The sequence below is a fragment of the Bradyrhizobium sp. MOS001 genome, from assembly GCF_004634465.1.
In the GTDB taxonomy this organism is placed as follows: domain Bacteria; phylum Pseudomonadota; class Alphaproteobacteria; order Rhizobiales; family Xanthobacteraceae; genus Bradyrhizobium; species Bradyrhizobium barranii.
Genome location: NZ_SPVJ01000070.1, coordinates 1 through 23,425 on the forward strand (window position 1 = coordinate 1; position 23,425 = coordinate 23,425).

At 62.4% G+C, this 23,425-nt stretch carries 24 protein-coding genes; 8 read left to right on the forward strand and 16 right to left on the reverse strand.

Features of this window, described 5'->3' with window-relative positions; translation table 11 throughout:
- Positions 1-77: 77 nt before the first annotated feature.
- The 4 genes from CT676_RS40335 to CT676_RS40350 all read right to left on the reverse strand — a co-directional run bounded on the left by CT676_RS40335 (position 78) and on the right by CT676_RS40350 (position 3,940).
- On the reverse strand, positions 78-440 hold the full coding sequence (locus tag CT676_RS40335) for a hypothetical protein (RefSeq protein WP_135216989.1): 363 nt from the start codon (positions 438-440) through the stop codon (positions 78-80).
- Positions 441-966: 526 nt separating this feature from the next.
- A complete protein-coding gene (locus tag CT676_RS40340) occupies positions 967-2,058 on the reverse strand; it encodes a TRAP transporter substrate-binding protein DctP (RefSeq protein WP_014496209.1) in 1,092 nt (363 codons plus the stop codon).
- A 193-nt stretch (positions 2,059-2,251) separates the two neighbouring features.
- Positions 2,252-3,394 carry an Mrp/NBP35 family ATP-binding protein gene (locus CT676_RS40345; protein ID WP_085404880.1) on the reverse strand — a complete coding sequence of 381 codons (1,143 nt, stop codon included), beginning with the start codon at positions 3,392-3,394 and terminating at the stop codon, positions 2,252-2,254.
- A gap of 108 nt (positions 3,395-3,502) precedes the next feature.
- Positions 3,503-3,940 carry a VOC family protein gene (locus CT676_RS40350; RefSeq protein WP_063984035.1) on the reverse strand — a complete coding sequence of 146 codons (438 nt, stop codon included), beginning with the start codon at positions 3,938-3,940 and terminating at the stop codon, positions 3,503-3,505.
- Between the two features lie 189 nt (positions 3,941-4,129).
- Here CT676_RS40350 and CT676_RS40355 point away from each other — a divergent pair, with 189 nt between their 5' ends.
- The 6 genes from CT676_RS40355 to CT676_RS40380 all read left to right on the forward strand — a co-directional run bounded on the left by CT676_RS40355 (position 4,130) and on the right by CT676_RS40380 (position 10,228).
- A complete protein-coding gene (locus tag CT676_RS40355; RefSeq protein WP_071915183.1) occupies positions 4,130-5,002 on the forward strand; it encodes an NAD(P)-dependent oxidoreductase in 873 nt (290 codons plus the stop codon).
- A 22-nt stretch (positions 5,003-5,024) separates the two neighbouring features.
- Complete coding sequence (gene nhaD / locus CT676_RS40360; protein WP_071915184.1) at positions 5,025-6,302, forward strand: sodium:proton antiporter NhaD; 1,278 nt, start codon at positions 5,025-5,027, stop codon at positions 6,300-6,302.
- A 137-nt stretch (positions 6,303-6,439) separates the two neighbouring features.
- Positions 6,440-8,035, forward strand: coding sequence for a HAMP domain-containing sensor histidine kinase (locus CT676_RS40365; protein ID WP_085404881.1), 1,596 nt, complete (start codon positions 6,440-6,442; stop codon positions 8,033-8,035).
- A 44-nt stretch (positions 8,036-8,079) separates the two neighbouring features.
- The gene (locus tag CT676_RS40370; protein WP_028146760.1) at positions 8,080-8,283 is read left to right on the forward strand and encodes a DUF1289 domain-containing protein; all 204 of its coding nucleotides are present in this window, start codon (positions 8,080-8,082) and stop codon (positions 8,281-8,283) included.
- 28 nt (positions 8,284-8,311) lie between these two features.
- Positions 8,312-8,851 (forward strand): TIGR02281 family clan AA aspartic protease, encoded by a 540-nt coding sequence (locus tag CT676_RS40375; RefSeq protein ID WP_085404882.1) that lies wholly within the window; start codon positions 8,312-8,314, stop codon positions 8,849-8,851.
- Between the two features lie 708 nt (positions 8,852-9,559).
- Positions 9,560-10,228: an outer membrane protein gene (locus CT676_RS40380; protein ID WP_038943855.1), complete on the forward strand. Its 669-nt coding sequence runs from the start codon at positions 9,560-9,562 to the stop codon at positions 10,226-10,228.
- Between the two features lie 53 nt (positions 10,229-10,281).
- Here the strand turns inward: CT676_RS40380 and dusA are convergent, their stop codons facing one another.
- Positions 10,282-11,277 (reverse strand): tRNA dihydrouridine(20/20a) synthase DusA, encoded by a 996-nt coding sequence (dusA, locus tag CT676_RS40385; RefSeq protein WP_135216990.1) that lies wholly within the window; start codon positions 11,275-11,277, stop codon positions 10,282-10,284.
- Positions 11,278-11,411: 134 nt separating this feature from the next.
- On the opposite strand from dusA, the gene CT676_RS40390 reads away from it, so the two are divergent.
- Entirely contained in the window at positions 11,412-12,527 is a 1,116-nt protein-coding gene (locus CT676_RS40390) for a site-specific integrase (protein ID WP_135216991.1), read from the forward strand.
- 87 nt (positions 12,528-12,614) lie between these two features.
- Entirely contained in the window at positions 12,615-12,812 is a 198-nt protein-coding gene (locus tag CT676_RS40395) for a hypothetical protein (RefSeq protein WP_135216992.1), read from the forward strand.
- Positions 12,813-13,104: 292 nt separating this feature from the next.
- Here CT676_RS40395 and CT676_RS40405 read toward each other — a convergent pair whose 3' ends face one another.
- From CT676_RS40405 to CT676_RS40455, 11 genes are read right to left on the reverse strand one after another with little or no spacing between them, the layout of a single operon-like run.
- A complete protein-coding gene (locus CT676_RS40405; protein WP_135216993.1) occupies positions 13,105-13,347 on the reverse strand; it encodes a DUF2274 domain-containing protein in 243 nt (80 codons plus the stop codon).
- 3 nt (positions 13,348-13,350) lie between these two features.
- Complete coding sequence (locus CT676_RS40410; RefSeq protein WP_135216994.1) at positions 13,351-14,634, reverse strand: TrbI/VirB10 family protein; 1,284 nt, start codon at positions 14,632-14,634, stop codon at positions 13,351-13,353.
- Complete coding sequence (trbG, locus tag CT676_RS40415; protein WP_244623461.1) at positions 14,631-15,656, reverse strand: P-type conjugative transfer protein TrbG; 1,026 nt, start codon at positions 15,654-15,656, stop codon at positions 14,631-14,633. Before trbG ends, CT676_RS40410 begins: the two co-directional genes overlap by 4 nt.
- On the reverse strand, positions 15,653-16,357 hold the full coding sequence (gene trbF / locus CT676_RS40420) for a conjugal transfer protein TrbF (protein ID WP_028146769.1): 705 nt from the start codon (positions 16,355-16,357) through the stop codon (positions 15,653-15,655). Before trbF ends, trbG begins: the two co-directional genes overlap by 4 nt.
- Positions 16,358-16,360: 3 nt before the next feature.
- Complete coding sequence (gene trbL / locus CT676_RS40425) at positions 16,361-17,533, reverse strand: P-type conjugative transfer protein TrbL (RefSeq protein WP_135216995.1); 1,173 nt, start codon at positions 17,531-17,533, stop codon at positions 16,361-16,363.
- 11 nt (positions 17,534-17,544) lie between these two features.
- Complete coding sequence (trbJ, locus tag CT676_RS40430) at positions 17,545-18,294, reverse strand: P-type conjugative transfer protein TrbJ (RefSeq protein WP_135216996.1); 750 nt, start codon at positions 18,292-18,294, stop codon at positions 17,545-17,547.
- Between the two features lie 37 nt (positions 18,295-18,331).
- Positions 18,332-20,923, reverse strand: coding sequence for a conjugal transfer protein TrbE (gene trbE / locus CT676_RS40435; RefSeq protein WP_135216997.1), 2,592 nt, complete (start codon positions 20,921-20,923; stop codon positions 18,332-18,334).
- Positions 20,917-21,174: a VirB3 family type IV secretion system protein gene (locus tag CT676_RS40440; RefSeq protein WP_028146772.1), complete on the reverse strand. Its 258-nt coding sequence runs from the start codon at positions 21,172-21,174 to the stop codon at positions 20,917-20,919. The genes trbE and CT676_RS40440 overlap by 7 nt, the downstream gene beginning before the upstream one ends.
- Positions 21,171-21,539, reverse strand: a complete 369-nt coding sequence (locus CT676_RS40445; RefSeq protein ID WP_244623463.1) for a TrbC/VirB2 family protein — start codon at positions 21,537-21,539, stop codon at positions 21,171-21,173. Before CT676_RS40445 ends, CT676_RS40440 begins: the two co-directional genes overlap by 4 nt.
- A gap of 17 nt (positions 21,540-21,556) precedes the next feature.
- On the reverse strand, positions 21,557-22,540 hold the full coding sequence (gene trbB, locus CT676_RS40450; RefSeq protein ID WP_080677564.1) for a P-type conjugative transfer ATPase TrbB: 984 nt from the start codon (positions 22,538-22,540) through the stop codon (positions 21,557-21,559).
- Positions 22,533-23,084 (reverse strand): CopG family transcriptional regulator, encoded by a 552-nt coding sequence (locus CT676_RS40455; protein WP_135216998.1) that lies wholly within the window; start codon positions 23,082-23,084, stop codon positions 22,533-22,535. Before CT676_RS40455 ends, trbB begins: the two co-directional genes overlap by 8 nt.
- Between the last annotated feature and the right edge of the window lie 341 nt (positions 23,085-23,425).

Here is a 23,425-nt window from a genome sequence, read left to right on the forward strand (position 1 = left end):
ATGGTCAGCCCTCCAAGAGCCGACCACCCATGAATCATTGAAAAATTGATTCGGGAATCCTATAAAACGCGACAAAATCAAAAATCTGCCAAAGTAGTGCTAGTACGGCGCCGCAGAAAAGCGGCTCTGAGTTCGGCCAGTTGGTTGCTCGTTGCTCCCAGCTCTGCGTCGGCTCGATCTGCGAGCAAGTCGACGTAGGCAATCGGCTGATCGAACTGGTTCGCTGTGAAGTCGTACCGCCGTCCTTCGATCCGATTGTAGAAATGATCGCCCGCCGGCAGAGGCGTCTTCAGCAGCTCGCCGCCGAAGAGTTCGTGAACGAGCAGCGCCGTGACGTTGCACTGCCCTGCAGCCGGATTGTTCGGCGTCCATTGGCTGGAAGTCGACAGCGACCATGCCTTGCGCAGCGCGCTTTGAACTTCATCGGGATCGAAGCTCATCGTCACCTCACGGGATCGGCACCGAAGCGCCAATTTCGGATTATACGATGTTAGCTTTTTGCCACTGTTTTGCCCGACGTGTCAAACGGGTTCGTTGCTGGGTCGAGCCCCAACTCCATCCACCCGTCATTGCGAGCGTAGCGACTTGTCCGCCGAAGCCTCGGCGAAGGCGGAAGTAATCCAGCACCCCTCCGCGGTCACGGCCTGGATTGCTTCGTCGCATGGGCTCTGCGCAATGACGATGCGGGAACGGACGCCGCGGCAAATGACGATGTCATTCCAGATGCAGCGATCAGGCAAAATCGCCGCGTTGACCCCGGCTGCGCCGACGATTGCTCCTTCCTGCTGATTTGCCCCGACGCGTCAAGCTGTTGGCAGCATCCAGAGGGCAACCTGCCCTCATCGCGCTTCTACTGTGCATGGGGTTGTTTTTCATATTTTTGTTTGGGCGGCCGCTGGCGGCAAAAGAAAAAGCCCGGCTTCGCGAACGAGGCCGGGCTCTGTCGTCTTGCGACGTTTCGAAAGATCAGCCGCGGGTGCGCGAGCGGATCATGAAGCTGTCGTAGGTGTATTCGGCGACCTGCCACCACAGATATTCGTCGGAGCGGTAGGCCTGCATGGCGTCGATCGACTTCTTGAAGTCGGGGTTCTTGGCCGAGATCTCGCCCCACAGCTCGTTGGTCGACTTGAGGCAGGCCTCGAGCACTTCGTTGGTGAAGGGACGAAGCTGGGTGCCGCCGGCGACCAGACGCTTCAGCGCCGCCGGGTTCTGCATGTCGTAGCGCGCGGCCATCCAGCTGTTGGCGTTGGCCATCGCGTTGGTGAGGATCGCCTGGTAGTTCTTCGGCAGCGAATTCCACTTGTCCAGGTTGGTGAAGGCGTGGACGGTCGGACCGCCTTCCCAGAAGCCGGGATAGTAGTAGTACTTGGCGACCTTGGCGAAGCCGAGCTTCTCGTCATCGTAGGGGCCGACCCACTCGGCGGCGTCGATGGTGCCCTTCTCGAGTGCCGGATAGATGTCGCCGCCGGCGAGCTGCTGCGGCACGACGCCGACCTTCTGAAGCACCTGGCCGGCGATGCCGCCGATGCGCATCTTGAGGCCGGAGAGGTCCGCAACGGTCTTGATCTCCTTGCGGAACCAGCCGCCCATTTGGGTGCCGGTGTTGCCGCAGGGCTGACCGATCACGTTCGACTTCTTGAAGAACTCGTTGCCGAGTTGCTCGCCGCCGCCCTGGTACCACCAGGAGTTCTGCTGGCGCGCGTTGAGGCCGAACGGCACCGAGGCGTAGATCGCCCAGGTCGGGTCCTTGCCGACATAGTAGTAGGAGACGGTGTGGCACATCTCGACCGTGCCGTTCGAGGTCGCATCGAGCGCCTGGAGGCCGGGGACGATTTCGCCGGCGGCGAACACCTGGATCTGGAATTTGTTGTCGGTCATCTCGGCGACGTACTTCGCCAGCTGCTCGCCACCGCCATAGATGGTGTCGAGCGACTTCGGGAAGCTCGACGTCAGGCGCCACTTGATCTCGGGCATGGACTGAGCGATCGCCGGCGAGGCCACCGCGGCGGTCGCCGCCGCGCCTGCTGCCGACACTTTCAGGAAATCACGACGCTTCATCTTCAGGTCTCTCCTTGTTGGGGCGTTTCCCCTAAACTTCTTCGTTGTCGCCGCTCGTTCCGGCGACGCGTTTTTGTCGCGTCGAACCGAAGGGGCTTGACTGCCGTGGCCTTTAACACGGAAGCCCCGCTTTCGGAACGCGACAATGGCATGACGGGGCTCTACGAAAGTCGCATGTCCCCAAAAGACCGGCTCAGGCCGCGGCGATAACGCCTTTGAGCTGGTCCCGGACCTGCCCCGCAATGGCGCGATAGATCGCCGCATGAGGGCCGTCCGGCTCGCTGTCGACCACGGGATTTCCGGCATCCGAGGTGGCGCGAATCGCCATGTGCAGGGGGATCTCGCCCAGGAACGGTACCCCGAGCTTCTCGGCCTCGTGGCGCGCGCCGCCATGGCCGAAAATATCCGATTTCGTGCCGCAATGCGGGCACTGGAAGTAGCTCATGTTCTCGACGATGCCGAGAACGGGCACGTTGACCTTCCTGAACATCGCAAGCCCCCGCCTTGCATCGATCAGGGACAGGTCCTGCGGGGTCGAGACGATCACGGCGCCCTTGAGCGGTACATTCTGCGCCAGCGTGAGCTGGGCATCGCCGGTGCCCGGCGGCATGTCGACCACGAGCACGTCGAGGCTCCCCCATGCGACGTCGCGCAGCATCTGCGTCACCGCCGACATCACCATCGGACCTCGCCAGATCATCGCGGTCTCTTCCTCCACCAGGAAGCCGATCGACATGATGGCGAGGCCGAAACGCTTGAGCGGAATCATCTTGCGCTCGCCGTCCAGCGCCGGCTTCTCGTGCAGGCCCGTCAGCCGCGGCACCGAGGGGCCGTAGATGTCGGCATCGAGCAGCCCGACCCTGAGGCCGAGGTCGCGCAGGCCCAGCGCCAGGTTGAGCGCGGTGGTCGACTTGCCGACGCCGCCCTTGCCCGAGGCAACCGCGATCACGGCAGCGACACCCGGAATCTCGGACTGGCGAGCCATCGGCGATTGGGCGCCGCCCTGCGGCGGTGGCTTGTGGGCGTGGACCGGCTGCACGCCCGGCGTGCCCCGGCTCGGCGTTGGCGGCGGAGGCGGTGCGGCGCCCGGCTTGCGCTCGGCGGTCAGCGCCACCATCACGGTGGTGGCGCCGGGAATGGCGCGCACGGCGGCTTCGGCTTCGGCCCGGACGGATTCCCAGGCCCGCGCCTCGGCGGCATCGACGTTGATCGAGAAGAACACCTTGCCGTCGGCCGCGCTGATCGCGCTCAGCACATTGGCATTGGTGAGCGCGACCCCGCGGGGCGACTTGATCCTGGCGAGGCTGTCGAGAACCTGTTGCTGCGTCACGCTCAAAGCGCATCTCCTGAACAGAGCATGATCCGGAAAAGTGTGGAGCGGCTTTCCGATCAGATCACGCTCAAGGCTTGAGGATGCCCCATTAGAGCGGAAACGGCCAAAAGGCTACTGCTTGCCGATATCGTCTGCCATCTCCGCGGGGGCAGCCCCCTGCTCCGCAGCGGCCTCGTAATTGAGCTCGATCATGACCCCGTTGGGGTCGTGGACGAAGATCTGCCAGAGGTCGCCGCCGGGCACCTGGCGGGAGTCGAATTTCATGCCCTTGGACGTCAACCGCTGCTTCATGCCGTCGAACCCGCGGCTGACGAAGGCGACATGATGGACAACGCCGGAATCCGGCTTTTGTGGCTCCGAGGTCGGGGAAATATCGACGAGGTGCACCACCGCCTTGCCCTCGCTGTACATCCAGGCCCCCGGGAAGGCGAAATCGGGCCGGGCGCCTTTTTCCAGGCCCAGCACGTCCTCGTAGAAGCGGACCGTCTCGGCCAGATTCCGGGTCCGGATGTTGAAATGATCGAGGACACCAACGCTCACGCCGCCCATGCTTTTCGCTCCCTTTTTTATGTAGGACCTTAAGTCCCGCCATCCTAGCACAGGCGGCTGCCAAACGAAGCCGTTGCCCTCTGGCCTCAAGGGTTTATGGTGCGCTCCTAATCCGCCCTCATAGCGGAACCAGGCGCCCCCTCGCCCGGCAAAAACCGTAAAACCCAAACTACGGACAAGGTACCACACATGGCTAAAGTCGCTTTCCTCGGTCTCGGCGTGATGGGCTTCCCCATGGCCGGACACCTCGTGAAAAAAGGGGGCCATGAGGTCACCGTCTACAACCGCACCGCGGCCAAGGCGAAGGAATGGGCGGACAAGTTCGGCGGCAAGACGGCTGCGACCCCGAAGGCGGCAGCCGAAGGCCAGGATTTCGTGATGTGCTGCGTCGGCAACGACAACGATCTGCGCGCGGTCGCGATCGGCCCCGACGGCGCGTTCGCCGGCATGAAGAAGGGCGCGACCTTCGTCGACCACACCACCGCCTCCGCCGAAGTCGCCCGCGAGCTCGATGCGGCGGCCACCAAGGCCGGCTTCAAATTCATCGACGCTCCCGTTTCCGGCGGCCAGGCCGGCGCCGAGAACGGCGTGCTGACGGTGATGTGCGGCGGCGCGCAGGACGCCTATTCCGGCGCCGAGCCGGTCATCACAGGCGCCTATGCGCGGATGTGCAAGCTGCTCGGGCCCGCCGGCTCCGGCCAGTTGACCAAGATGGTCAACCAGATCTGCATCGCGGGTCTGGTCCAGGGCCTCTCCGAGGGTATCCACTTCGCCAAGAAGAGTGGCCTCGACGTCGCAGCCGTGATCGAGACCATCTCGAAAGGAGCCGCGCAGTCCTGGCAGATGGAGAACCGCTACAAGACCATGAACGAGGACAAGTACGATTTCGGCTTCGCGGTCGAATGGATGCGCAAGGACCTCTCGATCTCGCTGGCCGAAGCCCGCCGCAACGGCGCCAATCTGCCGGTGACCGCGCTGGTCGACCAGTTCTACGCCGAGGTCGAGAAGATGGGCGGCAAGCGCTGGGATACGTCGAGCCTGCTCGCGCGCCTGAACCGCTGACACCTGACGAACTGATCCCGCCTTGCTGATCGCGATCGCCGTCATCTTCGTTCTGGCCTATGCGGCGATCGCGCTCGAACACCCGCTCCGGATCAGCAAGAGTGCCACGGCGCTGATCGGCGCCGGGCTGCTCTGGGCGATCTACGCGGCCACGATCGGCGACCACGCCATGGTCGGCCGGCAGATCGACGAATCCGTCGTTTCCACCGCGCAGATCGTGTTCTTCCTGATCGGCGCGATGACCATCGTCGAGGTGATCGACGCCCACGACGGTTTCGAGGTCATCACCTCCCGCATCAGCACGACGAGCCAGGTCCGCCTGATGTGGCTGATCGGCTTCGTGACCTTCTTCCTCAGCGCGATCCTGGACAATCTGACCACCACCATCGTGATGGTCTCGCTGATCCAGCGGCTGATCGCCAGGCGCGACGACCGCCTGCTGTTCGCCTCCCTCATCGTCATCGCCGCCAATGCCGGCGGCGCCTGGACCGTGATCGGCGACGTCACCACGACCATGCTGTGGATCGGCGGGCAGATCACGCCGCTGAAGATCATGGGTTCGGTGTTCCTCCCCTCGCTGGTCAATCTGCTCGTGCCGCTCGCCTTCATCAGCCTTCTGGTGAAGGGCAAGACCATCGCACCGCCGCCCAAGGACGACGGAGTTCAGCTCGTCGGGTCGTTCGAGCGCAACCTGATGTTCTATCTCGGGCTCGGCGTATTGATCGCCGTGCCCGCCTTCAAGGCGGTCACGCATCTGCCGCCCTTCATGGGCGTGCTGCTCGGGCTCGGCATCGTCTGGCTGGTCGGCGAGGTCGTTCACCGCGACAAGGACGAGCATGTTCGCCGTCCGCTGACGCTCGCGCATGCGCTGACGCGGATCGACATGAGCTCGATCGTGTTCTTCCTCGGCATTCTGCTGGCGGTCGCCTGCCTCGAACATGCGGGCCTCCTGTCGATGCTGGCGCGCTGGCTGGAGGCGACGATTGGCCGCCAGGACGTCATCGTCGTCGTGCTCGGCCTGCTCAGCGCCGTCATCGACAACGTGCCGCTGGTGGCGGCGACCATGGGCATGTACGACCTCGGCCACTACCCGACCGACAGCTTCCTCTGGGAGTTCATCGCCTATTGCGCCGGCACCGGGGGCTCGATCCTGATCATCGGCTCGGCCGCAGGCGTCGCCGCCATGGGGCTCGAGCGGATCGAGTTCCTCTGGTACGCTCGCCGCATCGCCATCCCCGCGCTCGCGGGCTATCTGGCGGGCGCGGTGGTCTACGTCGCCCAGCATGCGGCACTGCACTGACCGGCACTGCGCGCGTTCAAAATTAACGCCGGGTTAACGTAATTCTTTAGCTCCTTAAGTCACCTCTTAAGGATTTCTTGCCAGAGATAGACAATGCAGAAGGCCCGCCTTTGCGCAGGCAGGAATGTTGTTGTTCGATGAGTAAACCCGCTGAAAAGCCAGAGGTCGTACAGCTTCCGGCCGAGCCGGTGAGCGCGCCATCGGCGAGCAGCCGACGGGCTGCGTCGCAGCGGGTACGCGAGGCGCGCGACAAGTTAACGTCGACCAGCGGAACCCGGCCGGCTTTCGACGCCGAGATGCTGCGCCAATATGCCCAGACGCGGCTGTCGGCCTCCTATGTCGTGATGCTGCTGGTGGTCGCTACCGGCGTGCTGTTCGGGCTGTGGATGCAGCCGATCCCGGCCGCGGCCTGGACCGCCGGCATGCTCTGCATCCACGCCGCGATGATCCGCAGCTGCCACCGTTTCCTGGCAGAGGGCTCCTCGCCCGCGGCGACGCGCACATGGCGGACGCACTTCGTCGTGCTCGACCTGCTCTATGGCCTGTGCTGGATGGCGATCCTGATCCATCCCGTGCTCGACATGGTCACGGAAACGCTGATGATGTTCCTGATGCTGCTGGTGATCGCGGTGTCGAGTATGCTGGCCGCCAATCTGCCGATCGCCGCCCTCGCAGCCACGGCGCCGGTCGCGGTCGCAATGGCGCTGAGCTTTGCAATCACCGGCGCGCTCGACAATTACATCCTAGCGGCGCTCGCGCTCGCAGCCGAAGGCTATTTCGTGCTGCTGGCGCACCGCCTGCACTCCTCGACCTTCGCCACGCTCGAGGCACGCGCCGAGAAGGACGCGCTGATCGGCGAGCTCGAACAGGCCAAGGCGATCTCGGACGAAGCGCGCCACCGCGCCGAATCCGCCAACGTCGCAAAATCGCGCTTCCTCGCGCAGATGAGTCACGAGCTGCGCACGCCGCTGAACGCGATCCTCGGCTTCTCCGAGGTGATGAAGAGCGAAATTTTTGGCGCGCACGCGGTGCCGGTCTACAAGGAATATTCCGCCGACATCCATAATTCCGGCGTGCACCTGCTCAACCTCATCAACGAGATCCTCGATCTGTCGCGGATCGAGGCTGGCCGTTACGAGCTCAACGAGGAAGCGGTGTCGCTGGTCGGCATCGTCGCCGACTGCCATCATTTGATGAAGCTGCGCGCCTCGAGCCGCGGCATCACCATCCATGAGGTGTTCGAGCAGGCCATGCCGCGGCTCTGGGCCGACGAGCGGGCGATCCGCCAGGTCGTGCTCAACCTGCTCTCCAACTCGATCAAGTTCACCCCGCAAGGCGGCGAGATCTGGCTCAAAGCCGGCTGGACCGCCTCGGGCGGGCAATATCTCTCGGTGAGGGATTCCGGCTCCGGCATCCCCGAGGACGAGATCCCGATCGTGCTCGCCTCGTTCGGCCAGGGCTCCAACTCGATCAAGTCGGCCGAACAGGGCGCAGGGCTCGGCCTGCCCATCGCCAAGAACCTGATCGACCTGCATGGCGGCACATTCACCCTGAAATCGAAGCTGCGCATCGGCACCGAGGTGATCGTCACCTTCCCGCCGGAGCGCGTGATGAGTGCGCTGGCGCCGATGTCGGACGATTCTCCGCCGCTCCAGCCGGACAGTTCCTCGGTGCCCGACGAGAAGCGCCGGCCGCGCCACAAGCCGATCATGAGCGCTGGTACGGGCTCTTAACGAGATGCTTGCAGACATGCCCGACGATCCCCCACTATGGCCACATGAGCAAAGAAACGCCGTGCGTCGCCGTCTGCATGATCGATCCCAAGACGAGGCTGTGCTTCGGCTGCGGCCGGACCTTGCCGGAGATCGCGCGCTGGCACGCCATGGAGAGCACGGAACGGCTCGCGGTGATGGCGCTGTTGCCCGCACGCATGGCGGATGCGGGTTTGCAGCCGATCGCGGGATCGCCGAAACGCGCCTGACCGCCCTGCGTCGCCTCGGAGGCGCGCAATGATCCGCTTCCTGCTCGTTCTCGTCATGCTCGCCGGCACGGCCGGTGCCGTCGTCGCCTATGGCGATCCCGACCGGATCGTGCGCGCGAGCAACAAGGTCTCGCACATGTTTCGCGCGCAGATCGCCTCCCCGGCCCCGGCCGTGCAGATCCAGCGCGGCCAGGGCGGCGAATTCGCACTGCGTGCGAAGATCAACGGCGTCGCCGCACCGATGGTGATCGATACCGGCGCGACCTCCGTGGTGCTGACCTGGGAAACCGCAAAAGCGATCGGACTGCCGCTCGAGATGCTCGAATACGACGTCGATCTCGAAACCGCAGGTGGCCACACCAAGGCAGCCCGCCTTACGCTCGACCGTCTCTCAGTCGGCCACCTCGTCGAAAAGTCGGTGCCGGCCCTCGTCGTGCCGCGCGGGCAGATGAAGACCAATCTGCTTGGCATGAGCTTCCTCGACCGCCTGGAGAGCTGGGGTGTGCGCGCCGACAAGCTGATGCTCACAGGCTACCCGGAATTGCCCGATCGCCGCGCGCTCCGATAATCCGCTTCGCTGCGCGCCTCATGCGCACGATCAAGGCCCAATCAGCCGGGACTGCCTGAGCCGCACAACGCGATCGGCGTTTGTCAAATCGCCCTTGGCCGCTCTGGCGCCGGTCAAACTGATGGAGCCGCTCCATCCCGGCACATCCTGCGCCGACGCATTGCGCGGAACGAAGAATATCGAGACGCTCACCAGGATCACTATGCCATGAAAATTGGCATCGCTGGTCCCTCATCAAATCGACCCACATGAAGGGTCCGAGCCCAACGTCTCCGACGCGAAAACAACCGCGAACGTCACCGCATGAAATGCTGCGAGAGCCGAGGGATCGTCGGACGAGTAAATAACAGAGCAATAAACAATCTTAGATTGTAGAGCGCATCTTGTCTAAAGCTTTATTGTCGCGACCCTCTCGATCCACCCATCATTGCGATGTCGAGTATGCGCCACGCCAGAGGCATGTCGCCTCGTCATCATGACGGACAGCGGCCGATCTGGCGCCTCGTAAGGCCACCTTTGCGCCAGCGCGCTGCGCAACATCGGCGCGGCTGCCGGCCAACCGCCTAACCCGAGCCCCCGCGAACAATCCATCGATGTGGCATTTCCTCTATTTACAAACCGCCTAGTCGGTTTATAACAATCCCATTCCCGGATCGGGGTTGGACAAGGCTGCTCCGTGAGGTGCGGCCAAGTGGGAGATTGAGAGTCATGACTGCCAGAGCCGCCTTACGCCGCACGATGCGCGCCCTGCCCTTTGCCGCGGTGTTCGCCGCGAGCAGCGCCTGCGCTGCCGACCTGTCGCCCCGCTACGCCGCGCCCTCCTCCGCCTACACGGCGCCGCAGCCGGTGTATTCGTGGACGGGTCTCTATGCGGGCTTCAACGCCGGCTACGCAGAGAGCGGCGACGACGCGTTCAATAATCTCGTCGGCATCAGCGGCGGCAAGGTCAAGGGCGCCGTTGGCGGCGTGCAGATTGGCTACAACTACCAGCTCTCGCCGATGTTCGTGGTCGGCATCGAGAATGACTTCGAGGGCGGCGACATCAAGAACCACGACGCGCTCAACAGCGCCGCGGTGAGCATCCCCTGGTACATGACCGGCCGCGCCCGCGCCGGCATCGCGACGATGGATTCACGGCTGCTGTTCTTCGGGACCGCGGGTCTTGCCACCGGCGAGTTGAAGGACGGGCCGATCAACAAGATGAAGATGGGCTGGACCGCGGGCGGCGGCGTCGAATGGGCGTTCCTGCCGAAATGGTCGGCCAAGGCCGAATATCTCTACACCGAGTTCAAGCACGACGATCTGCCGGACTGGAACGCCGCCAAATTCCACACCTTCCGCGTCGGCGTGAACTATCATTTCGATTTGCTCCGCTGAGACGGATCGACGAGGAGCCGGATTTTCACGATCCGGCTCTTCACCCGTTTGGGCTAGGCCGCGGCCTCCGCCGGAGCGCGCGCACCGACACGCGCGATCGCATCGCGCAGCACGTCCACACCGGCGCCCGGCTTCACCCCCTGCTCGGCAAGATGCCGGCGGAAGGCGCGCGCGCCGGGCACGGCGTGGAACGCCCCGACGAAATGCCGCGTGATCGCATGCAGCCGCGTGCCCCGCGCGAGCTGCTGCTCGATATAGGGCATCATCGCTTCGAGCGCGTCCTGCATCGTCGCATGCGGCGCCGCTCCGCCGAAGATGTCTCGATCGACGGAGAGCAGCCGCCATGGCTCCTGATAGGCGGCGCGGCCGAGCATCACGCCGTCGACGTGCTCGAGATGCGCTTTCGCCTCGTCGATACCGGGGATTCCGCCGTTGATGATGATGGGCACATCAGGCATCGCGCGCTTGAGGCGATAGACGCGGTCATAGTCGAGCGGCGGGATGTCGCGGTTCTCCTTCGGCGACAGACCGTTGAGCCAGGCCTTGCGGGCATGCACGATCAGCGCATCGCAGCCTGAGGCGACCACTCCGCGCGCAAGCGTATCGAGCGCGACCTCCGGATCCTGATCGTCGATGCCGATGCGGCATTTGACGGTGACGGGAATGGAAACCGCGCCCTTCATCGCGTCGACACATCGCGCCACAAGTTCCGGCTCCGCCATGAGGCAGGCTCCAAAGCGGCCATCCTTCACACGATCCGACGGGCAGCCGACATTGAGGTTGATCTCGTCATAGCCGAACTCTTCGCCGATCCGCGCGGCCTGGGCGAGCTCGCGCGGATCCGACCCGCCAAGCTGAAGCGCCACCGGATGCTCGACCGCGTCGAACCCGAGCAGCCGCTCCCGGTCGCCATGAATGATGGCGCCGGTCGTCAACATCTCCGTATAGAGCAGCGCCCGCCGCGTCAGATGGCGATGGAACACCCGACAGCGGCTATCGGTCCAGTCCATCATCGGAGCCACAGAAAAGCGATAGTATTGCGATTTCAATGATTTACCTTATGCTTCAACAGGATGAAACATGAACATGTGCACTCCAAACTAGCCGAAATTGCACACGTTTGTACCCGCTTTGACCTCTCAGTGCACACGTAGCGCACACGATTTGGGGAGTGCACACGACCGTGGCCAGCTTCACTCAGTTGCCGTCCGGGAACTGGCGCGTCCAGGTACGCCGCAAGAACCGCTACGTGGCAGAGACCTTTCGTCGGCGCAAGGACGGTGAGGAATGGGCGCTCGATATGGAGTGCAATATTGATCGTAGCGGGTCGCCGAAGCCCCGCGCCGCGGTAAGAGCGAAAACCTTTGGCGATATTATCGATCTCCATATCGAAGACATGCTCGAGGTTGGCCGCCCTCCCCGTAGATCCAAGACAGCCGTCCTGGAGGCACTGAAGGAGGACCTCGGATCAACGAAGCTTCCTCGCCTCAACCGCGAACGTTTGATCGAATATGGCCGCAAGCGAGCGAAGGAAGGTGCAGGACCAGCTACGCTTGCGATCGACATGTCGTTCATCAGAACCGTCGCTACACACGCAGCCGCTGTTCACGGGATCGAGGTTTCTGCCGAAGAGGTTCGTCTGGCACGTGTGGCGCTAAAGTATCTGGGTCTCGTTGGAAAGTCCGATGAACGAGACCGGCGACCAACTCAGGATGAGCTTGACGAGCTCATTGATTACTTCGAATCCAATAATCGGCAGGTCATCCCAATGGGCCGCATCGTCCGATACGCGGTCGCAACGACCATGAGGCAGGAGGAGATTTGCCGGCCCGACTGGCCGGACGTCGACATGAAGAAGCGAATCTTATTGATACGAGACCGCAAAGATCCGAGGGAAAAGGATGGCAACGACCAACAAGTGCCACTCCTGAACCTCACAGGCTATGACGCCTGGGAGCTCCTGCTCCAGCAGCGGATCATTACCATGGGTCTGGGTCGAGTATTCCCGTATAATCATAGATCGGTAAGCGCGGCATTCACGCGCGCGTGCGACGAACTAAAGATCGAGGATCTGCATTTTCACGACTTGCGCCACGAGGGCACCAGCCGCCTTTTCGAAGCGGGATTGCCGATCGAGAAAGTCGCGCTGGTGACCGGTCATAAGGATTGGCGCACTCTGCGACGATACACGAAGCTAAGACCCGAAGAGCTTCACAAGTTGCAAACAGCCCATCAGCCGTCTCTGGAAGAATTTATGCAGGTGTTAAGCTGTTCCAACCGATCGACCGCAAGCAGTTAGTCGATGCGCATGCTGGAAGTCGGCCCCGCTAGCTCTGTTTGCCGTTTGTGTTGGCGAGCATCTCATTCCGTTTGCACGGCACACAGAATGATTCGATTAATATTCACCTTTGTGTTGCTTCTCTCGTCCTGGGCGGAGGCCGAGACCGTCGACGTGAAATATCGTGGCCCGGTCGATCTCAAACCCTTCACCTGCCAGGAGATCACTCGAAGCAGCGTCGTCAATCGGCTCTGCTACGACGCCTCTAATCAATACGTCATCGTCCAACTCAAAACGACCTACTAACACTACTGCGAAATACCGAAGCCTATCGTCGATGCGTGGCTCGCCGCAGACTCGATGGGGCGCTACTACAACGCCAACATCAAGGGTACGGGTAAGGACGGCCCCTACGATTGCCGGACACACAAGGTGCCGCAGTATTGAGGAACTGACCCTCTTTGGAGGGCTTTTGTGTAGCTTAGAAGAGGCTTCATCAAATGATTCGAAGGAGCTGCTGAAATCACTCGAACTGGCAATGGAACATGTCAGGGCGGCTCTAGTACGGACGGGCACCGAGGTTTAGCTGTCCCCTGCATTACTGGTCGCGGCTACCACTAAAAGATACTCTTGCACCCTTGCCGTTTCTGCTTCTCTTGAAGGAAGGGTCGCTATCAAGAAGCGCCTCGAGCATAAACGGTATCAGCTCAGCCACTTCTTCCTTGCTTCCGTAGGTCTCGGCATAGAAGTCAGCATACTCTCTCAGCCGTTGCGCAAGGCCCGGCGTCAGTATGACGCTCATCTTCACCGGCGTCCGATCGGGCAGTTTTCCAAGCTTCATGCCTCACTTGCCCTTCGTCATCGCCTGACGGTCCGAGTACGGCTTCAGCACCAGATCCTTCGAAACAATCACCCGCAGCGGCCAGCCCGGCCGGACTGTGATCGTTGGCTGCACATCGAGCTCGCGCTCCACCAGTCGCTGACCAGCGCGATTGGTCGTCTGCTGCGCACTTTCCCGCAGCGTCTTCACGAGATCGCTCTCGTCATTGCCGAGCGACAGCTGCGTCCCGACACCGATCAAAGTCGCGAGCGCCACCCCCTTCAGCAATTGCCAGGTATGAAAGTCCACCTCATCTTCGAGCCCGGCATAGCCCGCGACGTCCGTGGCCGGTAAGTTCTCGATCACAATCGAATTGCCGTTCGGCAGAATGAGACGTGCCCACACGACCAGCGCCCTCTTCTGGCCGAAGGCGACGACGCTATCGTACTTGCCCACGAGCCTAGTTCCCTGGGGGATAAGAAGATGCTCACCCGACACGGTGTCATAGACGTTCTCGGTCACCTGGCCGATCGTGGCGCCCGGCAGATCAGAATTCAGGCCAGTCATAAGGCTGGCCGGGATGATCGATCCCGCCATGACGGCATAGGTTGATGGAGCTGGTTGAAGCGCATGGGGATTGGCGGTTTCTGTGTCGGCTTTTGCCGCCACGAAGGCCAGCTTTCGCGCCTGCGAAGACGGAATAATCTCGCTGGACCGATCGACCATGGCCTGAGCCGTCTTGGCTAGATCAGCGGCCGAAGGCCCGGCGTCAGCTGTCGCCGGTCTGAAGGCGGAAGGGGTAGCTGCCGGCACGTCGGACGTATTGATCTGCTTTCGCTTCTCCTGCTTCTCCGACAGCCTGACAAACAGACCGGACTCCTTGGCTTGCTGGGCAATGCGCGTCTGCCGGATCCGCTCGGTTCTCTCGGCGTCCTCCTCCGGATTAGTCCGGAAGCCTCCATCCAGACCCACGCCCGCCTTCTTTTCGTTTTCGGCAAAGGCGCGACCTATGTCCCCAGGAGACGGTGGCCCAAGCCGAGGTGTCGTTGGGGTGAGGTTTTCATACGACTTCGGCAGCTTGCTGAGGCCCTCGGCTGTCTGCTTGCGGTCGGTGTTGTAGAGCTCCGCTCGATCGGCCGACTTGAAAACTCGCAATGGACGGAGCGCGACGATGACCGCTCCGGCGACGAATAGCGCGGCAACGGCGCAGCCGATGATCAACGCACGCCTGTTCAGGCGCCGAATAGGCCGCGGCCGCGCGCGTAGTTCGAGGGGCTCTGGCGGATCCTGAATTGGGCCGTTCGTCATGAGGCGCTCCCGGCGCTGAAGGTCTGCGACACGGGCCGCGCGTCGATGCGGATGATCCGCACGGTCCGCTGCGGATTTTCGCCGAGGCGAAGCTCCGCGGCGCCAAACATCCGATCGACGATGTAGTAGGAGCCGCGAACTCGGTAATTGACAAGGTTCGGCCGACCATCGGCGCCGGCAACGAACAGGGGCGGCGCTTCTCCCTGGGACAGACCAGGCGGCATCTGGATGTAGACCTTGCGGCCATCGTCAAACGCCCGCAACGGACGCCATGGCGGATCATCCCCCTCGACGCGATAGCGGAAGTTAAGGCTATCAAGCCGCACACCTCGATCCGCGACCCGCTCCTCATTCTCCTGGGCGACGGCATTCTGCTTATGAAGCGCAACGAGGGTATCTGTTGGATAGGTCCACGAGATCGAAGCCATATAGGTCTGCTTGGTGGAGACAAGCTCAAGGTGATAGGCGCGCCGGTCGGTCAGAACGACCAGGTTGGTCTGAATATCCGGAAGCGTCGGCTTCACCAGAATATGCACCCGTCGGGCGGTTCCCTGCCCACTCGCGGTATCGCCAACGACCCAGCGAACGGTATCGCCGGTCGAGACGTCGATCAGCTCTTCGCCGGCTTGAAGCGCGATCGTCGAGACTTTCTCAGGACTGGCGTAGAGCCGGTAGAGCGCGCCTTCCGTCCAGGGATAGACTTGGATCGCGTTGATATATCCGGCCTTGGTGGGCTCCATCCTGGCTTCTTTGTTCGCCTTCGCGATCGCCTGCTCAGGAGGCAGCTTCTCGTCCTTGGTTCCTTTGGTCGGATAGGGCTTCAACTGACCGGGTAGCGGCAAGACCTTGGGCGTTTCAACAACCGCAACTGGCTTCGGCGGATCCGCTTCCGGAAAGCCCCGTTCGAATGTCATCTCGTCATATGGCGCCTCGAGGTTGAGCTTGGTGGCACAACCGCCGAGTAGGAGTGACAACGTCAGGACGCTGGCCGACGCGAGCTTGGTCATGACAACAGATTTCATTTTGCGTCTCCGATGAGGTCACGCGACCAGTTGAGGGAATGGACGTAAAGGCCGAGCGGGTTCTTCCGCAGCGTTTCGGCATCCGAGGGTGACTTGAGGACCGTCGTAACGAGCCCGGTGAAGCGCTCTGTCTTTGAGATCGCGCCGTTCTCGTAGGTGTTCTCCTTCCAGCGGATCTCGAAGCTGTCGCCGGAGGCACGAACGACTGACATGACTTCAGCGGTCACGGTCTTGGACCCGATCTTCGTGAAGGGATCAGCTTCTCGCGCATAATCGTTGAGAGCCTGCGCGCCGCGATCGGTGACAAAGTCATAAGCTCGCAGCCAGTTCGCCCGGACGATGACAGGGTCAATCGACAACGAGCGAACGTTCTCGATAAATCGCGCCAGGAAGTGCGCGATCTGTGCGTCCGACGGCTGATACGCCTCGAGCGCAGGACCGACCGCGCGGACTTCGCCGAGCCGATCGACCTCGACCACGTAAGGGACGACGCCGGATCGAGCAATTTGAGCAAAGATCGTCAAACCGAGCATGCCGGAGAGACCGATGGCCGCCAACGCAGCTAGCCGCCAGTTGCTAGCCTGCACGCGAGCCGAGCCTAAGCGCTCGTCCCAGACCTGGGCTGCCTTCTGGTAGGTGGTGACTGGTTCAGGCGTCTCGCCATATCGCACGGATGCGCGCTGAAAGGGGTGAGCTGCCATGGTCTATTCCTCCTCCAGCTTTGGACCCGACGAATGCGCGCCTCTGTCACCCTCTTTCAAGGTATGAGCCGCAACCTGGGCCGCCTCTCTCGCTTGCCCTCGACTTGGCGTCGCTGGCGAACGGGCGCTCCCGGAAGAGACTCCGCCGCCAGTCGCGCCACCACTTCCTGCGCCCGGGATTTGACCTGCGGCCAAGGTCTGAGCCGAGGTACCGCTGGCTGTGGCCGCCCGTGATAGCGAAGCTGCAGAGCGGACTGCGGCGACCGAGCCGCCTGCGCCGCTCGCAGCGGCGCGCAGACCGCCCATCGCAACCGCGCCACCTCCGATCACGACCGCCGCAGCGCCCGCGGCCGTTCCAGCCGCCGCGCCCGCGCCAAGCTGAGGGGCGCCTGACACCAAGCCGGCGGCGATGCCTGGCCCAAAGATGCCAAGGCCGAACAGTGACAAGGCCGCAAGTAGCAGACTCATGGCCGACGCGATATCGATTGGCCGCGTCAACGTGTCAGACAGTTGGCCGAAGATGGTCGAGCCAATACCGATGATGATTGCGAGGACCATCACCTTCACACCCGACGCGACCACGTTGCCGAGCGTCTTCTCCGCCAGAAAGGCGGTCTTTCCCCACAGCGCGAATGGCACCAGGATGAAGCTTGCGAGCGTCGTCAGCTTGAACTCGATGAGCGTGACGAACAACTGCACGGAAAGCACGAAGAAGGCGAGCACGATCAGGATCCAGCAGAACAAGAGGATCAAGATCGTTGGCAGATTAGTCAGGACGTCGAAGCCGGAGAATTGGCCGGTCTCCTCCAGAAGTGGATGAGCTGCTGTAAAGCCCGCTGCTGCGACAAAGCCCGGTCGAGCCAAGTCGGCCGCGGTGAGCGCGCCGCCGGACGCCTTCAACCCAATACTGGAGAAGGAAGCGAAGACGATATCGGCAATATTCTTGAAACTTCCGATAATGAACGCGAAGGCTCCAACGTAAAGAACCTTCTTGGCCAACGTGACCATGATATGGTCGTCGGCCTTCAGACTCCAAGCGAGTCCGGCAAGCGTTACATCGATCCCGATCAGGGTTGAACTCAGGAACGAAACGTCGCCCGACAGTAGTCCGAAACCGGAGTCGATGTAGCGGGAGAATGTCTCGGTGAAGCGATCGATGACAGAGAGATCAGCCATGGTGCCCTCTCCTATTTTCCACCGGAGTAAGCCTGGCCGTCGCCGATGAAGCGCGTGAAGCGCTCCTGCGCAGCGGCCACGGAAGCCTGCTGTTCCGCCGCCCGTAACGTCTCCGCTCGCGCCTGGGTCAGGAGCAATATCTGCGCCTGCAACGTCTGTTTGGTCTGGAGGCCGAGCAACTCATTGTTCGATTGCTGCGCCTGCAACGATCCGACGGCGGCGGAGGAATTCGCCATCAAAGTGCGAAGGGTCTGTCCATCTTCGTCAAGACTTGAGGCAATTGTCGCCTGTGTTACCAGCGCTTGCTTCAACCCCTCATAGGTGTTGTCCCAGCGAGACGTCGCGTCCTGCACCATGAGATTGGAGGAAGACGAAGCGCTGTACTGGCGTGGATAGAGACGCTCGAAATCGTTACGCGACTTGTCGACGTCGAACGAAATGCCCTTCGCTTGCGCCACTAGGCCATTGAGCCGATTGATCGTGCTCGTTAGCTGGCCCACGACGCTGCTTGGCAGGCTCGTGAGGTGGCGCGTCTGATTGATCAGCATTTGCGCCTCGTTCTCGAGGCTTCTGATCTGATTGTTGACCTGGTCGAGCGCACGAGCGGCGCTGAGCAGCGTTTGACTATAGTTCCAGGGATCGTAGACGATGGACTGGGCATTTACCCGGCTAAGCCCTTCAACTCCGACAGTGACGGAGAGAAGAACGGTGGCGGCAAGAATCTGGCGCGAGACGAGTCCGCGCGAGCGGGATCGTAGCATTGGTCACTCCAAGGCTTTGGCTGGGATGGATGGCGCGCTAGGACGACAGCGCCTGTTCGAAGGTGCTTATGAGATTGGCAGCCCAGTGCAGGTCCCGCTCTGCGAGATAGCGCTTGGCAAAGTGATGGGGGCCGGACCGGGACAAAACCGTCTCGATGGCCCGCTGGTCCTCGGACGAGGAAGCTGCAGCCAGAGCCAACGCCACCGGTCCAAGGCCGAGCTCGAACAGGCGGTTTCCGGCACGGGACTGGAGGTAGTAGTCGCGCTTGGGAAAGGCCTCCCCGATCAAGCGTATCTGGGTATCGTTCAGGCCAAACCGGCGATAGGTCTCCGTTTGCGTCGGCTCAAGCGCGCGGGGGTTAGGTAGAAAGATCCGGGTCGGGCAAGACTCGATGATCGCCGGCGCAATCTGGCTTTCGGCGATATCGGCGAGCGACTGGGTGGCAAAAATGACGGCAACGTTCTTCTTGCGTAATGTCTTGAGCCACTCCCGAATGCGAGTTGAGAAGAGCGGATCGTCGAGAAAGACCCATGCTTCGTCCAGCACAAGCAAAGTAGGCCGGCCGTCAAAGCGACCTTCGAGGGTATGGAAGAGATAGGTGAGAACGGGCGCGACCAGGCCTGGCAACGCCATCAGCTCATCCATCTCGAAGGTGAGCACGTCGGCGCCGGAAAGACGATCCGCATCCGCGTCAAGAAATCTCCCGTATGGTCCTTCGAGCGTGTACGGCTGTAGCGCCTGCCGCAACGCGTCGCGCGCAAGCAAGGCTACGAGACCGGTCATCGTCCGCTGGGACACAGGCGCGGAACCAAGGCTCTTGAGTGCGGACCAGAGCGCCTCCTTAACTTCGGGTGTGACCTCGACCTGCTCATGGGCGAGCACACCGCAGAGCCAGTCCAGCGCCCAGAGCCGCGCCCCCTCCTCCGCAACATCCTTCAGCGGTTGGAAGGCAATGCCGGCCTTGGCTCCCAATTCGTACCAGGCTCCCGCCAAGGCGAGCGTAGTGGCACGCGCGGAGCGGCCCTTGTCGAAGGTAATGAGTTGGGCCTCGGGATATCGCCGGAATTGAAGGGCGAGCATCGAGAGTAGCACCGATTTGCCGGCTCCGGTCGGACCAACAATGATGGTATGCCCGACATCGCCGGCATGTAGCGAGAGCCGAAACGGAGTGGCCCCCTTGGTCTTCGCGATCAGAAGCGGCGGTCCGTCCAGGTGGTCGCACCGTGCGGGCCCAGCCCATACCGCCGAGAGCGGACACATATGAGCGAGATTTAGCGTGTGAACGATCGGTTGACGAATATTGGCGTAGGCTTGCCCCGGAAGACTGCCGAGCCAGGCTTCCACTGCATTCACGCTCTCGCGGATGACCGTAAAGCCTCGGCTATTGATCACCCGCTCGACGGACCGGATCTTCTCGTCAGCCTGCCGAGCGTCCTCGTCGGTGACGGTCACCGTTGTCGTGACGTAACCGAATGCGACCAGGTCGTCCCCCAGTTCGGAGAGAGCGACATCGGCGTCGAGCGCTTTGTTACTGGCATCGGTATCGAGGAGTGCAGCTTGCTCGTTGAACATGACCTCTTTCAAGATCGCACCGAGCGATTTTCGCTTGGCAAACCACTGCCTGCGATACCGCGACAGTGTTGCGTTCGCCTGAGTCCGATCGAGCGGCAGAAACCGGGTGGCCCAGCGATAGGGAACGCCGAGCCTGTTCAACTCGTCGAGCAGGCCTGGAAAGGTCACCGCCGGGAAGCCGAGTACCGTCAGCGCGCGAAGATGGCTTCGGCCGATCGCCGGCGATAAACCACCGGTGAGAGGCTCGTCGCTGAGGAAGCAGTCGAGATAGGCCGGAATCTCGGGAACGTTGACGGGGTGCCGCTTGGTCGAAATGCAGCCGTGCAAATAGGTCAGCGTCTCAGCGTCGCTGAGCGGCCAGATTTCTGGCAAAACTGATGAGAGCAGGTCAATTGCCCGATCGCTCTCCTGGATGAACCGCTGGAGATGCTCCCAATAGCCCTGCTCGCCTCGCGGTAGGCTCCGGCGACCTTCGGTCCCGGGGGATTGTCCATCGCCGCCGTTTGCTGGCTGTTCTGGCAAGTCGGAGTGGATGAGATGCCTGCCACGATTGCGTCGCGTATCGCCGGTCGTCGTACTTTCTCCGTCGTTCGGCCGCTCCAGGAACAGCCCCTCGAGCCGCGAGACCCGCTCAGCCGGCGGCAGGTACATCAAGGTCAAGTGCAGCACGCTCTCGAAGTGCTGTCCACGTGGCCGCGACGGATCTTCCCAAGCAATGCCTTCGGCCCCCTCGAACGCTGCTCGCCGCTCCTCATCGATGAGCCAAGACACCGCATCCGGAAACTGCGAGCGCGGATACTCGGAAGCCTGGACGCGCGTGGCGTCAAAGAACAACGCCCATCCCGACCCGAACCGTTTCAGGACGTTGTTGACCCGTGAGGTTACGCTCATCAGCTCAGCCTCTGTCGCGCTGTCGAGGTCGGGACCTCGGTAACGAATCGTGCGCTGGAAACTGCCGTCCTTGTTCAGAATGACGCCCGGCGCGACCAGGCATGCCCATGGCAACCAATCGGCAAGGCGGTGCGCTTGGCCACGGAATTCTCTCAAGTTCAACATGCGAGCCAGCCCTTGTGCTTGGTGTGGCGGACGGTGACTTCGACGAAGGCCGGATCGCGCTTGGCGAACCAGACCGCAAGGCTGTGCCCGACGATCCAGAGCAAGAGGCCTGGAAGCCAGAGCCGCAGGCCGAGCGCCAGCACCGCCGATAGCGTGCCGATGAGGATGGCGGCGGCGCGTGGCGCGCCGCCGATCAGAATTGGCTCGGTGAGCGAACGATGAAGTACGAGCTCGAATCCATCTGCCCTCATGGGATCAACGCACCGCCGCCGAACGAGAAGAACGAGAGAAAGAACGAGCTGGCGGCGAAAGCGATCGACAGGCCGAAGACGACTTGGACCATCTTTCGGAAGCCCCCGGAGGTGTCTCCGAAGGCGAGCGAGATGCCTGTCACGGTGATGATGATGACCGCGACGATCTTGGCCACGGGCCCCTGCACGGATTCGAGGATGCGCTCGAGCGGTGCCTCCCATGGCATGCCCGACCCGGCCGCATGCGCCGACGAAGCGGTTAGGAGAAAGCAAGTGGCCGTCGCGGTCAGTTCCGCGACACGAAGTCCGCGCGTCCGCGGGCAGCGAAGGCACGGACGCAGGTATGGACGCAGTTGAGTCAGCATCTTGCAGTCTCCCTGGATCAAGAACGATGGGCGGTGTTTGGAAGTCCGGGCGGGGTCTCGAGCAGGTAATCGCCGGATGAATCGAGGCCCCTGAGTTCGGTGATCGTCTCGATACGTCTGGCGGGACCCCGCCCCTTGATGAAGACGATCAGGTCGATGGCCTCGCCAATGAGACGACGCGGGACCGTTGCGACGGCCTCCTGGATCAGTTGCTCGATCCGGTAGAGGGCGGCTCGCGCCGAATTGGCGTGGACGGTGGCGATGCCGCCCGGGTGGCCAGTGTTCCAGGCCTTCAGCATGTCGAGGGCTTCAGCCCCTCTGACTTCTCCGACAACGATGCGGTCGGGACGCAAACGCAGCGTCGACCGCACCAGATCGGCGAGGCTTGCCACGCCCGGCTTGGTCCGCAAGGTCACTGCGTCCCTTGCGTCGCAGCGCAGTTCGCGGGTGTCTTCGATAATGACCACCCTCTCCTCAAGACCAGCAATCTCGGCCAGCAGCGCGTTGGCGAGCGTTGTTTTGCCCGAACCGGTGCCGCCGGCGATCAGGATGCTGCGCCCTTCCTTCACTGCGGTCGTCAACACGTTGGCCATGACGGGCGAAACGGTCTGCGCCCTAACGTAATCGGCGAGACGGAATGTCGTTGTGGCTGGCTTGCGGATGGCGAAGCATGGCGCCAGAGAGACTGGAGGCAAAACACCCTCGAAGCGTTCGCCAGTCTCCGGGAGCTCGGCCGAAACGATCGGCGACGTGCCGCTCGCCTCCGCGCGAACGTGGCTGGCGACCAAGCGGATGATCCGCTCGGACTCCTGTGGCGTCAGGACTACGCCCGTGTCGGCGCGGCCCGAACCGTGTCGATCGAGCCACAGCTTCCCGTCAGGGTTGACCATCACCTCGACAACGTCGGGTTCTTCGAGCGCGACGGCGATTGCCGGCCCCATTGCGGTCCGCAGCATGCCGCGCCGCCGCTCCCGGGTCTCGGACGAGAGGAGATCAGACATTGCCGACCTCCTCTCGCCCTGCCGGAGAATGCTCCGGCGGCTCGCCCGCCGCCTTCGGCGCACGGGATCCGACGTCGGTAGGCTGGGCAGTGCCCAGAGGGGCCCCCTCCTCCAGGTTCCGCATAAAGAGATCTGGCTTCGAGGCGCTGACGCGATCCATGACGTCAGCCACAAGCCGACCACCGGAGGCGACCCGTTTGCCGACCTGGGCGACGAACATTTCGAACCGTTCGCGCCCCAAAGCGCGGGCGGCGTCCTGGTCACCAGTGGGCAGCGGTGGGGTAATTGTCAGGTAGTACCGAATGAAAAGTGCGATGGTCTCGGCCATGACCGAGAGGTCGCGGTCGGCTCGTTCGAGCTGCCGGCTCACGCGGTCAAGTCTTCGGATCAGCGCCGCGTCGCCACTTGTGTCTCGCTCTGGATTCAGAAAGCGGTCGAGCGCGGCATCCACGATGGCCGACTTGTTGCTGCCAGGACGCTTTGCGGCAAGTTCCAGTCGCTGAGCGACGCTATCGGAGACGTAAGCCGAGAGTTTCGGTTTCATGGGGTCAGCTCTTCAAAAGGAAGGAAGAAGATCGTCGTCATCGCGGGTGACGGCGTGCGCTTGACGTATGGAGCTGGATGGGCTTGCAGCGCGCTGCATCTGATTGCGATCGGCGGCTGTAGCCAACGTCCCTTTTGGCGCACTTGGCTACAGACCGACAACTACCCCATGCGAGCGGGAGCACACCTCACTCACGCCCCTCAACCAAGGGGCAAGTTTAGCGATCCATCCCGGCCCGCTCTTGACCCTGGCTGTGTGAAAAGCCACGAGTCGGTTACGATTCCTCCGTTTCCTGATGGGGGATATGGATGGGACGCTTCGTTGAAGGCGCGGACAGATCC